This window comes from Paucibacter sp. PLA-PC-4 (assembly GCF_026241155.1).
In the GTDB taxonomy this organism is placed as follows: domain Bacteria; phylum Pseudomonadota; class Gammaproteobacteria; order Burkholderiales; family Burkholderiaceae_C; genus Roseateles_E.
The window spans coordinates 36,683-50,322 of sequence record NZ_JAPFGP010000022.1; the positions used below are offsets into that span (position 1 = coordinate 36,683).

Consider the following 13,640-nt stretch of genomic DNA (forward strand, 5'->3'; position numbering starts at 1 on the left):
CGGGCTAGGCTGGAGCACTTTTGGATGCAAGTGAGACTTGCTGATAGATGTCAGCATGCGCGGCAGCGCAGCGGTCCCAAGAGAACTGAGCCGCGCGTGCAATTCCGCGCTCGACATGCATCTCCCGGACTCCAGGCATCAGTAGGGACTTCAGTGCCCGAGCGATGTCTGGGGGGGACTGAGGGCGAACAAGCAGCGCTGCATCTTCGACGATCTCGGGCATGCAGGAGATGTCGGCACAGACCACGGGGCAGCCACATTGCATGGCCTCGATCAGCGGCAGGCCAAAGCCCTCGTGAACCGAGGGGTAGAGAAGACAATGCGCCGAAGCATACAAAGCAGAGAGAAGGGGTGAATCGACATTGCCAACGGATTTGACGGCGCCGCTCAGGCCAAGGCTCTCGATCGTGGCCTGTTCCTGTATGGTCAAACGCTGGCCTGTGCACAGTAGCGTATAGCCCTGTTTCCAGAGATCTGAGGCGTGGAAGCCGGCGAGCGCATCGTCGAATCGCTTGTAGCCACTTCGGCCACCGACATAGAGAACGAATCTGCCATGGGCGGCGGCTGTTTTTCTGGCCTCCGGCGAACTCTTCAACTCGCTCATGCCGTGGTAAACGACATGGATGGGGCAACGGGCTTGTAGCTGCGGATAGACATCCAGCAGTTCGCGCTTCGTGCTTTCGGAGATGCAGATCAGTGCGTCTGCGGTGAAGTAGGAAATGCGTCGTTCGAGAATATTGACTTGGGCACCGAAGGACGGCTTGACGTAGCCGAGTTCATAGTTGAGATCGTGCACGGTGGACACAATGCCGGTTTTCCGGCTTCCAAACGGTACGCGGAAATGGGACGAATGGAAGACCTGAGCTCGGCTGGCCGCCGGGATGCCTCGCCAACGCCTGGATGGTGTCAGGTGACGGGCGTTAAAGCGTGGATCCCGGGCTACACGGCTCGTCATTTCTCGCCAATAGGTGCTTGCGCCTCCAAAGCTCTGGATGCTGAATATCAGGTCGTCGAAATCGACAGAGATCATCTGGAGGTACAGAGTGGGTGATGAGCTTTCGCCCACACAAAATCAGTGGGTGCAGCCGGAGTCAACTGACAGTCGCCGGGCTGGGGCCTTCGGCACGGCGCTTGGTCGCAGGTGGCTTGGCCTGGCGGTGGTAGCGATGCCAGATCACGAGAGATGCAGCCAGCAGCAAAGTGGTGGGCGTGAAGTAGCCAGATCCGCGCAACAGGAGTTCAAAGGCGAAGGCAACAATGCTGCTTGCCGCCAAAGCGAGAACGGCAGGTGGCCGGGCGCGACCAAATGCCACGCGACGCAAAAGCACCGCAGCTTGCCACGCATACTTGGCATAGATGCCCAACAGCGCGATACCGAAGACGCCAAACTCGCTGACCAGCTTGGACAGGGTGAAGCCTCCGTCCAGCAGATTGAGATAGTCCTGCATGAGGACATAGATCAGTTCTGCGGCGGAAGCGTCGGTGCCAAACACGCCCAACTGCTGAAAGCCGCGACCGAAGCCCTGGGTCGCTTCCATAGACTCGATCAGCAATTGCCACCCCTGAAAGAAGACCAGGTTGGACAAGTTTTGCGAGTCGCCGCTGAAATCAAGCCGGTCCAGGTAATAGGTTAAGTCGGTGCCCAGCACTGCGGGAACAACGATAGCCGACATCAGGACCAAGTGTCTGACTCGCAAGCACAGCACGGCTGTCACGACGCAGATTGCCACCAGCGTGATGTTCTGCAACAGCGCGGTGATCAACAAGGTGGCAGCCAAGTAGCCAATGCGAGTGCTGGGCTTGGAGATGACGCAAGTGAAGATCAATATTGGCGCCGCAAACAAAGCCAGATGCGAAGGCTCTGTGAACGGGAAGACCGACTTGCCCCAGGTCACGGTGTCGGGCTGAAACCATTTCAGTATTCCCAGCGCGGCGACAATGCCTAATGCGAGAAGGCACTTGCGCGCGCCGGTGCGGATCTGTTCGTCCTGGGTGCCGGCGAGCAGCATTGCAACCGAAACAGCACCCGCCAGACCGACTGCCAGCATGGCCATGGATCCGAAGGCGCGTACAAAGTCTACAGGGCCCAGGGCACTTGCAATCAGCAGGTGCGCAGACAGTGCGGCGCACAGAATCAGCAGATAGCTGGCAAAGGACCGCTCAGGGAAGCGCCCCAGCCGGTGGTTCGGCAGCATCGCGAGCGCGATGGCACCGGCCAGCAGCGTACCTATCGAGAGAGAGGTGGTGATGCCAAAGTACATCAGCAAAGAGGGCAGTGCCCCAATGCAGATCAGTAAAGGCGTGAGGGAATAGCCTGATCGTCGAATCGGCGCGCTGGAAGGGGGCAGCCCAACGGGCAGGCTTGAGCTCATGTCTTGGGCACACTCATCCGAAACCCATCCGCCACGCCGGACCAGCCTTTGCGTGCCAGGGCGTGCGGCAGAAAGCAGAGCCTGGGCAGGCGGGTGACCAAAAAGTAGCTGATGGCCACCAGTTTCTGTAGGCCCCGCAGGTGCTTTCGGATCAGGTACAGCCTGTTGCGATTGGTGTAGTAGATGCTGAACGGCGAGCGATCACCGCCGGTCGATGAGCTGACCTTGTGCAGAACGACGGCATCTGGCAGGTAGCGAATGCGTCCCCCAAGGTTTTTCATGCGCCAGACAAAGTCGGTGTCGTCGTAATAGACGAAGTACTGCTCGTCCATGCGCCCCACGTCGGCGAAGACCCGGGCATCGAGCAGCATGAAGCAAGTGGGCGCATAGCCGACATGCGCGAGGTGATCAAACTGACCCCGATCTGTCTGTTTCATCCCGTAGTGAGGCGTCCGCATGGTCCAGGCATTGAACGCGCCGCCGCCGTACCAGAGTTTGTGTGGCTCGTCGTGGTACATGATCTTGGGCGTCACCACGCGATCTTGGCCATCGGCCAGCGCGGCTATCAGGCGCTGCAAGGTGTGTGGGCCGAATGCGGTGTCATTGTTGGCCAGCAGCACATGACTACAGCCATCGGCCAGAGCCATCTCGATACCCTGGTTGTTGCCCTTCGCAACGCCCACATTGGCATTGTTGAAATGGATCTGCGCATCCACGCCATGGCGGTCGGAAAGTTCACGCGACAGAGTGCAGCCGCTGTCGTTCGCGCTGTTGTCGATGACATACAGACGGAATCGCGTGCCCTGCTGAAGCGCGAGGCTGGCGAAGAAGTCCGGCAGAACGTCGTCGCTGTTGTACAGGACCGTGACAATGCCGATCAGTGGCTCTTTGGGGAAGGGGGGGCTCATGGAATGGATTTTCTCCTGATCAGCCCTTGAATCCCGGCGCTGTCAGCCATTGGCGACTGACCGTGTCAAATTTCTTGACCACGCGAGCCGGTGATCCGGTGGCGATGCAGTAATCGGGAATGTCTGTGGTGACGACTGAGCCTGCGCCGATGACGCAGCCACGGCCGATGGTCACATCGGGCAGGATGACACTGTGGGTGCCGACAAAGGTGCCTGCGCCGATTCGCACATGAGTGGGGCGATTGGGCAGGCGAGAGCCGATCTTGGGCCCGCCGTCAGGTGGATCGTGTGGATGATAGGTGTCGACGATGACGCAGTACGGCGTGATAGATACGTCATCCTCGATCACGACACTGCACTGGCACACGATGTGCACGCCCTGTTCGATATTGACGCGATTGCCTATCTCCAGCTTGGGCTGCCAATCCGCTCCAGGCGCCCTGACGATCTCCAGACGGGCTTGGTCCCGGATGCAGACCTGGTTGCCGATGAAAATGCGCTTGGGTTCGGTGACAAGCAGTGGGGTAAACAGCAGCGAGCGATCGCCGAACTGAGCAAAGCGCCGGCGCCACCAAAGCAATGACAGCAGGCGGCGGTAGTAATGCTTGAGCTTCATGACAAGGGCGCTTCGAGGTTGCCGGAGATGCGCTCCCAGCGCCCGCTGTCGGTTGAAAAGCGCGCTATGGCCCGCGCTGGATTGCCTGCGACCATCGTGTGTGCGGGTACGGAGCGAGTTACAACGCTGCGCGCGCCGACCACGCAATGGTCACCGAGCCTGACGCCAGACAGTACGACTGCACCAAAGCCAACGAAGCAGTGATCGCCCATCACGACCGGTCCTTTGCTATAGACGGCTTGGTCCATGATCAGACCAGCGCGTGGATCCATGCCGTGGCCAACGTCAGAGACATAGACCTGGTCACTCAGGACACAGCCCCGACCCAGCTCGATGCGGTCGATGCAATGAAACTGGCAGTCGGGGCCGACATAACAGTCGTCGCCGATTAGCAGTCTTGGCGAGAAGCGCTGGTTCAGATAGGCGGTGAGGGGTTGAAGCAGGCAATTGCGGCCGATCACAACCCGGTCGCCGATCTCGATGCAGTGCGCGTTGACTCGTCGCAGCGGAGGCATGATGCGCGAGGCCGCCCCGAGTCGCTTCAGGTCTCTAGGCCGGCGCATTTGCCAGCGCAGCTGGCGCAGCCAGCGCAGCGGGCCTGCGCTGAGGTGCGCAGCAAACCGATTGCTTGATGTGGTCATTGGCTTGCCAGAGTCCAGATGCCTAGCGATAGGGCCTGCGAGCCGACAAATGCGAGCCCGAGGCGGATGCGGGATGTGGCTGCGCAGATGCCGAGATTCAGCGTGGTCCACACAGTGTAGAGGGCCGTGAGGATGCCGGCTGCGGCCAGAGCGGCCAAAAAGGCAGAGGGCCCCCAAGCCCAGCCAAACGGGAGGGCGGCCATGCAGGTTAGCCCCAGCTCCAACAGGATGGGACGGCTCATCTGTTGGGCACGCCCGGCTGAGGACAGCAGCACCGAATAGATCAATGTCATGGACCGTGCAATGGTTTGTATTGCCAGCCAAAACAGTGGGAGGCGCACCTCTTCGGCTGAGGCGATATCGGCCGACCACACGGTGAGCAGACTGGGCAGGAGATGCCATATCGCCAGCATCAGCACGACCAATAGCAGGCCAGTGGCCAATGGTGCCCAGGCCATCAGCCTCTCCAACGCCGCCGTATGGCCTGCTAAGCGCTGGCGTGTCAGCGGTGCGAGCATGGCCGAGGCAGCCGTCCCCACGGTGCCGATCACGATGAGGTTGAGCGTGTAGGCCAAGTAGAAGGGGGTGAATTGCGCCGGTGCGAGCAAGGACATGATGGCGGGCAAGCCATATTGGATGACTGCTGAGCCGACAGACCAGATGGCGAAGGCCTTAAGCAGTGGTCGCATCACGGCCAACTCGTCGTGGACCTCGTCTTCGGGAGCCTTGCAGATAACGGGCTCCGTGTTGCGACACAAAGCCACCCCGAGAGTGGTGCCAAGCAGAAGGCCGAGTGCTGCGAGTACAAGTTGACCGGGCTGCAACCAGCACAGCAAGCCGAAGCCTGCCAGTCCAGCGAGACGCGTACATGCAATGCTGCGCGCAACCTGCCAGTTGGACTCGTGCGCATAGTGCCAACCGAAGCGAGGTTGAAGAAGAATCTGCCATAGCTGGGCCATGACCAGCAGTGCCATGAGCAAGCCAAAGCTCGAGGCCGCCATGTCTTGCAGCGGTTGTGAGTAGCGCTGCAAGATGACCGAGCACAGCAGTATCCCAAACACGGAGACTGCGCTCAGCCCGCGTGCCAACTGATGACCGCTGCGCATGATGGCTGCAGCCTGGTCAGGCAGGGACTCAACGATTCGGCGGGTGACGATGGTCGATAAATTGGCCGCGAACAACGGCACCAACGCGGCCATCGACAACGCCACGGCCCAGACGGCAAAGCCCTCCTTGCCGAAGCTACGTGTGGCGATTGCCGTCAGACCGATTTGGAGCAGGGTGCCGCTGACGCCCGCGGACAGGTTGGCGAGCGCGTTCGATCCAACCCGGCGCCACATCAGCTAGAGGACTTGCCCAGGCCGGCCTGGGTCAGCTCTTTCAAGGCTTGAGCCGAGCGATCAACCAGCACAGGCTGAGTCATGACCCAGTCGCAGAAGGCTTGCAGGCCCTGTTCCAAGCCAATCTCGGGCGCAAAACCAAGCACTGCACGGGCTTGTGTCAAATCGGCGTAGCAATGGCGGATATCGCCCGCGCGATAGTCGCCGGTGACCTGCAACTCCGATGTGCTTCCGAGTTGCTGCCGTAGCAAGTCAGCCACGTGCAGGACAGGTGTCGGGACACCGCTACCCACATTGGTCACCGTGAAGGGGGGCAAATCAGCTTCAAGGCCGAGTCGTATTGCCCGTGCGACATCACTGACGTGCACAAAGTCCCGACTTTCCAACCCATCTTCGAAAATGTTGATGGGCAGCCCCTGCCGCATCCGGTTCGAGAAGATCGAGAGAATGCCGGTGTAAGGGTTTCGCAGCGACTGGCGCTCACCGTAGACATTCTGAAAGCGCAAGGCGACGACCTTCAATCCATAGGTGCTCGCCATCACGCTGCCCAGGGTCTCGTTTGCGAGCTTCGTGGCGGCGTAGACAGAAGCCGGCAGGGCAAGGGCGCTCTCTGGGGTGGGAACGAGCTCCAGAGGCTCACCATTGGGCCCAACCGGTTCAAATTGTCCAGCTTCTAGGCGCGAGAGTGCTCGTGAGGGCGGGACAAGGAGTTGGTCGTGCAGTCGGTATGCGCCTTCGCCGTAGACCGAGCGACTTGAGGCCAGGATCACGCGGCGGACATGGCGGTGCCGCGTGACGATCGCTTCAAACAAGCTGGCGGTGGCCTGCTGGTTGACGTCGTAGTAGTGCGAAATCTGATACATCGACTGGCCAGTGCCAGTCTCCGCAGCCAGATGTACAACCGCGTCCACGCCAGCCAAGGCCTGATCCATGGCGTCGCGATCACGGACATCGGCGCGAATGAACTCCACCCCACTGTCAGGCCGCTGCAACCAACCGACGTCTGGGGTTGGCAACGCACCGTGAATTTGCGGACTCAGATTGTCGACGACCGTCACGCCATGCCCGGCTGCCAGCAGTGACTCCACTAGCCACGAACCGATGAAGCCGGCGCCGCCGGTAACGAGAATTTTCATAAGGAGCTTGAATAATTTACTTGTTGCAAGAGTCTGGTCGGCTACCACCAGACTGTTCCCTGGGTCAGGCTTGTTGACCGCGTTTGGAGTGCCGCAGAAGCAGTAAGAGCGCAACAAGAAGCAGCCCAGTTGCAGCCGCTCCGATGGCAATGAACAGCCGTTTCGGCTTGCTCTTGCGTTCCGGCGGGCTCGCCTTGTCGATCACCTGGAACAAGGTGCCTTCACGGCTCTCATCGAGTTTTGCCAGCTCAAATTGCCGGGCGAAAATCTCGAAAAGAGTCTCCTGGTACTTGAACTCGCGGTAGGCGCCGACATAGTCTTCCCCTCCGACTTGATCGAGGGGTTTTTCCAGCTTTGCCAATTGCGACCGCAGGCCGGCCAGATTTGCCAGCTGCTGTTGCAATTCTGGAGCTGCCTCGGCCAGCACACTTCGCATTGTTTGAACGCGAATTTCCACCGAGGCCACCTCGGCTTTGACTTTCGCATAGGTTTCGGCGGCGGTCTTGGGTTCGTTCTTCAGCAATCCCGGGTTGAATCCCGACCGTTGAAGCGTGAGTTGCGCATTGGCCAGGTTGTCGCGTGTCTGACTCAAGTGTTGCTCGAAGAACGCACGACGTTGCTGGGCCTCGGTCAGCGCCAATCCGTTAGACAATTTCCTAAGTTCGAGGATGAAGGCATTGGCCATGTCCGACGCACGTTGCGGATCGTGGTCGTCAACCTCGACTGTCAATAGGTTGTCTTTCTTGCCGGCCCAGGCTCGCATGCGTTGCGCCAACTCTTTGCGGGCGTCTGCTCTGTACTTGTCGTCGTAGACTTCGAGAAGCTTGAACTGGTCGATGATGCGATCAGCAATCGTCGTGCTCTGCAGAAGAGCCACATACTGATCGGCCGGACTCCGGACGCCGGCCGCTGCGCCAGCAAGGCCGGAGAGCGCTCCGAGCGATGCAATCGCCGCCGCTGCTGAGTTCTGCTGAGGTTGGGGGCTGAGAAAGCTGGTGCGAGCAGTGTAGGTGGGCGGGATCAGGAAGCTGATCGCCAAGCCTAGTAAGCCGGCTGCGACCGCGCCGCCGGCAAGCGTACGCCAGCGCGGTCGCAACACGCGAAGGACCTCCGCCGTGCCCATGCCGGAAGGGGCTTGCTCGTCATCATCGAATAGGGGAAGTGCGGGTTGATCGATCACGTTGGATTTCCGTTGGCGCTGCTGACTGGTGCGTCTCGGTGGTCGCGCATTGAGAAAATTGAGTCGTGCTGTAGGCTGGCGCGACTGCAGGAGGAGGCTCTGTCTCGTGTGCCCACGCGCGCTAGCTTTTTTGGCCGCACGATCAGCCTAGCCCGGCATTCTATCGGCAGGCTCTGAGTCATTTGGACGGGAGTTCCGGGTTGCGCCCTGCTTGGAGTGGACGTCCTAGGGATTTGGCTGGCCAAGAGAGTGAGGGTGCCGAACTCGGACGTTTGATGCTTTTTGCGACCAATGGTGGCGAATGGCACCGGGCAGAGCCGATGATCGACCGGAGATTTGGCGGATCGTGTCACGTTGCGTGGCGACTGCCGGGCGCTAGTCTGGTTTTCGAAGCTGGTGCGCCAAAGTGGCGCTGCATCGGGTCACTATGCTCGGTGCAAATAGCGGTATTGGCGCCCCGGGTGTCAGTCGACGGCTCTTGCAGTATTGAGTGGGGGCGGATTCTAAGCGGGCCTCGGCTCCTGAATTGTGTGCATTTTGCTTGTGCAGACCTGGCCGAGGGGCGCTCGGCCCGTGGGGTTTCTTCGAAACGCAGAAGCTGTCAATCGGCATGCGCGCTGCGCGCCGCTAGAATCGCGGCCACTTGATGCCAGCGAGGCGGCGGTTTTGTGCTTCCCCTCATGGCTGCGCCACATACCGGCTCAACGAGCGCGTTCCTCCTATGATCTTGATCCGTCACCAAGTCTCTGCCAATCGCCTGATGCGTCGCCTAGTGCAGGGGCTGTGCATTGTTTTTGGCACGGTCTGTGCCTCCGCTGTAACCGCCCAGGCCATTCCCGGTGTCTCGAATGATCAACTGCCGTCGGGGGGCGGCGTGGTTCGCCTGCAGCAACCGCAGCCCGGCCAGCAAACGAACAACAAGGCGCGAAGCGAGCGCAGTAAGGGCAGGAGTTCCTCACAGAGGTCGGATGGCAGCAGCGTGGACGGTGACGCAGATCTGTTGGGGTCGCGTCCACTTTACCGCCCTAGCGAGTTTGAGCTGCTGGTGCGTCAACTGGCGGGTGTTGCCCGTAACTCGACCGGTGAGCGTATCGAAGAGGAGGATCAACTGATCCGTCGATTTGGTGCGGAGTTGGTGACCAAGAAACACGATGACCGCGAGAGTGAGGATCCCAACGAAGGCCCAAACTTGGTGCCGGACGACTATGTCCTTGGCCCTGGCGACGAGGTGCTGTTGAATTTGTGGGGCTCTTTGGAGGCCACCCTGCGCCTGACTGTCGACCGTTCCGGTCGACTGGCCATTCCGCGCATTGGCACCGTCAGCTTGGTGGGGGTGCGGTTTGGCGATCTTCGCCATGTGATCCGCCAGCGAGTCGCGACGCAGTTTCGCAACTTTGACCTGTCTGTGGCTTTGGGCGAAGTGCGCGCTATTCGGGTCTATGTAACTGGCTTTGTGCAACAGCCGGGTGCGCAGTCCATCAGTGGCCTGTCGACCGTGCTGCATGCGTTGATGGCCGCTGGTGGACCGACGGCTGTAGGCAGCTACCGGGTGATCCAGGTTCGCCGCGGCGGCGCAGTGATCAGCACTTTGGACTTGTATGACTTGCTGCTGAAGGGCGACAGGAGTGCCGATCGCTCGCTTCGCAATGATGACGTGGTTCATGTTGCAGCCGTTGGCCCTCAGATCGGTGTGATCGGCAGTGTCAATCATCCAGCTGTGTTCGAGCTCAAGGCCGGCGAGACGCTTGGCGATGCGTTGAGCATGGCAGGCGGCCTCTCTACCGTCGCCAATCGCAACTCGGCTGTGATTCATCGACTGGATGAACGTGCGGGCCAAGCCGTGCGAGACGTGAATTTGGCAAAGGACGCAACACAGCCATTGAACAATGGTGATGTGCTGCGCGTGCTGAGCATGGCTGACGTGGCAAGACCGGCCTTGCGTCAAAGCAAGCGGGTTCGTGTAGACGGCGAGGTTCAACGTCCGGGCGACTATGTGTTGCCGGCTGGCAGCACTTTGCGTGACGCATTGAGTGCGGCAGGGGGGCTGACGTCGGAAGCGTTCCTCTTCGGTGTGGAGTTCAACCGTGAGACGGTGCGTTTGCGTCAGATCGAGAATTACGACCGGGCGTTGCGTGATCTAGAAGCGGAGTTCAATCGCGCTGCTTTGGCTCAGAAGGAGAAGTCCGCTCCTTCAAATGTGGATTTCACGGCTGCCCGCAATACGGGCCAGTTCAAGCTGATTGAGCGCCTTCGTGCTGTCCAGCCAACCGGCCGGGTCGTGCTGCAATTTTCCCAGAGTGACACCACGATTCCCGAACTTGCACTGGAAGACGGTGATCGTTTGTACGTCCCGGCCAGGCCCTCGACCGTCAATGTCTATGGCAGCGTGTTCAATAGCGGTAGCTATCTGTTCTCCCGAGACCGCACTTTGGATCAGTACCTGAGTCTCGCCGGTGGGCTGACTCGCACGGCTGATAAGACCAGCGTATTCGTGCTACGTGCCAACGGCACGGTGATCAGCAATCGCGGCACTCGAAGCGGTTGGGGGTTTGGTGGTGGCTTGGTTGAGTCGATGCAGGCCCTGCCCGGTGATACCGTCTTCGTGCCGGAGGAAATCTATCGCACCGAGTTCGCGCAGGACCTTAAGGACTGGGCTCAGATCCTCTACCAGTTTGGGCTTGGGGCTGTAGCGCTGCAGAATCTGAAATGAGTTGGGTTGAACTGCACTGCCGGCGCGCGCTATCGAGTGCTTGTGTACAAGTTGGTGAGACTCCGTCTCGGGCCACGCTCATCTAGTCCCGCTCCATGCTCTCTTTTCTCTCGCTTGGTTTTTCGGTTGCGCTGGTTGTAACCTTGTTGATCATCCGCTCAGCGAGTTTGCATGCGAAGCTTTCGGCTGATCATGACTTATCTGGGCCGCAGAAATTCCATGCTCGCCCGGTGCCGCGCATCGGTGGCTTGGCAATTTTTCTGGGATTCGTCCTGGGCGGCTTGGCCTGGGCCTATCGTTCGCCTGAAATGCGAACGTCGGTTTTGCTGCTGGTGTTTTGCAGTCTGCCTGCGTTCGCTTCAGGAATGATCGAAGACGTGACCAAGAGGGTCAGCCCTCTGCGGCGCATGTTGGCCATATCGGCTGCAGCCCTCCTCGGTGTATGGCTTCTGGGTGCCTCTATTCATCGGACCGAGATTCCTGGTCTTGACTGGCTTGCGGCTTGGCCTTTGGGTGCTGGGTTGCTAGCAATTTTTGTTGTCGCCGGGGTCGCCAATTCGGTCAACATCATTGACGGCTTCAATGGTCTGGCCTCGATGTGCAGCATGATCATGCTGTCCGGCGTGGCATTCGTTGCATACAGTGTGGGCGACACTTGGGTCGCTGGATGTGCTTTGCTGACCGTGGCTGCGACGATGGGTTTCTTTGTCTGGAATTACCCGATGGGGCTGATCTTCCTTGGTGACGGCGGGGCCTATTTCCTGGGCTTCTTGCTCGCCGAGTTGAGCATCTTGCTGATTGGGCGCAACGCCTCGGTGTCGCCATTGTTTCCGCTTCTGCTGTGCGCCTACCCTGTTGTGGAGACCGTGTTCTCGATGTATCGGCGTAAGGTGCTGCGGGGGCGGCCAATGGGCATGCCCGACGGTGTGCACTTGCACAGCCTGATCTACCGCCGTTTGATGCGCTGGGCAATTGGTAGCCGAGATGCGCGTGCGTTGACGCGCCGCAATTCACTCACTGCGCCGTACCTGTGGGTGGTCTGTTCTTTGTCGACGATACCCGCCGTACTTTGGTGGAATGACAGTTTTGCTCTGGCATGTGCGCTGGGCGTCTATGCGGCCGGCTATGTCACCATGTACTGGCGCATCGTGCGATTTCGGACGCCACACTGGCTGGTTCTCAAGCGCTAGATTGCCCGAATAAGGGTGTCCGGCCCGGTCCGTGTTGAAGCCGGCGATAATCGGGGGATGAATGACACCCAAATCCCCGAAGTTGCTCCTGAACCTATTCCGGCGCGCTTCGACACCCTTCCCCTGGATCCCAAGCTCCTGCGCGCCGTCGCCGACTCCGGCTACACCAGCATGACACCGATTCAGGCCAAGGCGATTCCCATCGTTTTGGAGGGCAGGGACGTGATGGGCGCGGCCCAAACCGGCACCGGCAAGACGGCCGCGTTTTCGATTCCGTTGCTGCAGCGCATGCTCAAGCATGAGAACGCCAGCGCCTCGCCGGCGCGCCATCCGGTGCGTGCTCTGGTGCTGGCGCCGACGCGGGAGCTGGCCGACCAGGTGGCCAACAACGTCAAGGCCTACTCCAAGCACACCAATTTGCGTGCGGCAGTGGTGTTCGGCGGGATCGACATGAAGCCGCAGACCTTGCAGCTCAAGGCCGGGGTCGAGGTGCTGATCGCAACGCCGGGCCGTCTGCTGGACCATATCGAGGCCAAGAATTGCGTGCTCAACCAGGTCGAGTACGTGGTGTTGGACGAGGCCGATCGCATGTTGGATATCGGTTTCCTGCCGGATCTGCAGCGCATCCTGAGCTTCCTGCCCAAGACCCGCCAGACCCTGCTGTTCTCGGCGACCTTCTCGCCTGAGATCAAGCGTCTGGCCGAGAGCTATCTGCAGTCGCCGATCTTGGTTGAGGTGGCGCGCCCGAATGCAACCGCGACCAATGTCGAGCAGCTGTTCTACAGCGTGGCCGACGAGGACAAGCGTGCGGCGGTGCTGAAGGTGCTGAAGGATCGCGAGATCCGCCAGGCCATCGTCTTTGTGAATTCCAAGCTCGGCTGTGCGCGCCTTGCGCGCTCGTTCGAGCGCGACGGACTGCGCACCAATGCCTTGCACGGGGACAAGTCGCAGGATGAGCGGCTGAAGGCGCTGGACGCGTTCAAGCGCGGCGAGGTTGATGTGCTGGTGTGCACCGATGTGGCGGCGCGCGGCCTGGACATCGCAGACCTGCCGGCGGTGTTCAACTTCGATGTGCCCTTCAATGCCGAGGACTATGTGCACCGCATCGGCCGCACCGGCCGTGCGGGCGCCTCGGGCATCGCGGTGACCCTGGTCAACAAGTCCGATGCCCGCCTGGTGGCCGACATCGAGAAACTGATCAAGCGCAAGATCGACCTGGACGCGATTGAGCTCGAAGAGGAGCGCCCGCGCCGCCCAGCGCGTGCCGAGCGGCCTGAGCGCAGCGAACGCGATGATCGCCCGGCCGCCCCGCGCTCGGACTACGCTGCTGCGTCGCGCCCTGTGCACCGTCCGTCCTCGCGCGATCCCTTCTTCGACAAGCCTTACGAGCCCAGCGCCACGAGCGAGTCGCCGTCCTGGGAGAAGTCCACGCCCGCTTCGGGCATGGGTGGCGGCAAGGGTTTGTCGCCCTATATCAAGCCGAAGAAGCGGGTTGCCGCGCTGTTCGGCGCCAAGCCGGCGCAGTCGGCCACCGCCGACTCCTGAGT

11 protein-coding genes are annotated in these 13,640 nt (G+C 60.5%); 3 read left to right on the plus strand and 8 right to left on the minus strand.

Annotation, left to right across the window (positions count from 1 at the left end):
* Positions 1–4: 4 nt before the first annotated feature.
* The 8 genes from OOZ63_RS25195 to OOZ63_RS25230 all read right to left on the minus strand — a co-directional run bounded on the left by OOZ63_RS25195 (position 5) and on the right by OOZ63_RS25230 (position 8,193).
* A complete protein-coding gene (locus OOZ63_RS25195; protein ID WP_266008416.1) occupies positions 5–1,030 on the minus strand; it encodes a glycosyltransferase family 4 protein in 1,026 nt (341 codons plus the stop codon).
* Positions 1,031–1,091: 61 nt separating this feature from the next.
* Entirely contained in the window at positions 1,092–2,372 is a 1,281-nt protein-coding gene (locus OOZ63_RS25200; RefSeq protein WP_266008417.1) for a hypothetical protein, read from the minus strand.
* Positions 2,369–3,280 carry a glycosyltransferase family 2 protein gene (locus OOZ63_RS25205; protein WP_266008418.1) on the minus strand — a complete coding sequence of 304 codons (912 nt, stop codon included), beginning with the start codon at positions 3,278–3,280 and terminating at the stop codon, positions 2,369–2,371. Before OOZ63_RS25205 ends, OOZ63_RS25200 begins: the two co-directional genes overlap by 4 nt.
* 19 nt (positions 3,281–3,299) lie before the next feature.
* Complete coding sequence (locus OOZ63_RS25210) at positions 3,300–3,896, minus strand: acyltransferase (RefSeq protein ID WP_266008419.1); 597 nt, start codon at positions 3,894–3,896, stop codon at positions 3,300–3,302.
* The gene (locus OOZ63_RS25215; protein WP_266008420.1) at positions 3,893–4,537 is read right to left on the minus strand and encodes an acyltransferase; all 645 of its coding nucleotides are present in this window, start codon (positions 4,535–4,537) and stop codon (positions 3,893–3,895) included. Before OOZ63_RS25215 ends, OOZ63_RS25210 begins: the two co-directional genes overlap by 4 nt.
* Positions 4,534–5,877 carry a lipopolysaccharide biosynthesis protein gene (locus OOZ63_RS25220; protein WP_266008421.1) on the minus strand — a complete coding sequence of 448 codons (1,344 nt, stop codon included), beginning with the start codon at positions 5,875–5,877 and terminating at the stop codon, positions 4,534–4,536. Before OOZ63_RS25220 ends, OOZ63_RS25215 begins: the two co-directional genes overlap by 4 nt.
* Positions 5,877–7,013: an NAD-dependent epimerase/dehydratase family protein gene (locus tag OOZ63_RS25225; protein ID WP_266008422.1), complete on the minus strand. Its 1,137-nt coding sequence runs from the start codon at positions 7,011–7,013 to the stop codon at positions 5,877–5,879. The genes OOZ63_RS25220 and OOZ63_RS25225 overlap by 1 nt, the downstream gene beginning before the upstream one ends.
* Positions 7,014–7,077: 64 nt before the next feature.
* Complete coding sequence (locus OOZ63_RS25230; RefSeq protein WP_266008423.1) at positions 7,078–8,193, minus strand: Wzz/FepE/Etk N-terminal domain-containing protein; 1,116 nt, start codon at positions 8,191–8,193, stop codon at positions 7,078–7,080.
* A 721-nt stretch (positions 8,194–8,914) separates the two neighbouring features.
* On the opposite strand from OOZ63_RS25230, the gene OOZ63_RS25235 reads away from it, so the two are divergent.
* The 3 genes from OOZ63_RS25235 to OOZ63_RS25245 all read left to right on the plus strand — a co-directional run bounded on the left by OOZ63_RS25235 (position 8,915) and on the right by OOZ63_RS25245 (position 13,638).
* Positions 8,915–10,903: an SLBB domain-containing protein gene (locus OOZ63_RS25235; RefSeq protein ID WP_266008424.1), complete on the plus strand. Its 1,989-nt coding sequence runs from the start codon at positions 8,915–8,917 to the stop codon at positions 10,901–10,903.
* Between the two features lie 95 nt (positions 10,904–10,998).
* The gene (locus OOZ63_RS25240) at positions 10,999–12,093 is read left to right on the plus strand and encodes an MraY family glycosyltransferase (RefSeq protein WP_266008425.1); all 1,095 of its coding nucleotides are present in this window, start codon (positions 10,999–11,001) and stop codon (positions 12,091–12,093) included.
* A 57-nt stretch (positions 12,094–12,150) separates the two neighbouring features.
* Complete coding sequence (locus OOZ63_RS25245) at positions 12,151–13,638, plus strand: DEAD/DEAH box helicase (protein WP_266008426.1); 1,488 nt, start codon at positions 12,151–12,153, stop codon at positions 13,636–13,638.
* Positions 13,639–13,640: the final 2 nt, after the last annotated feature.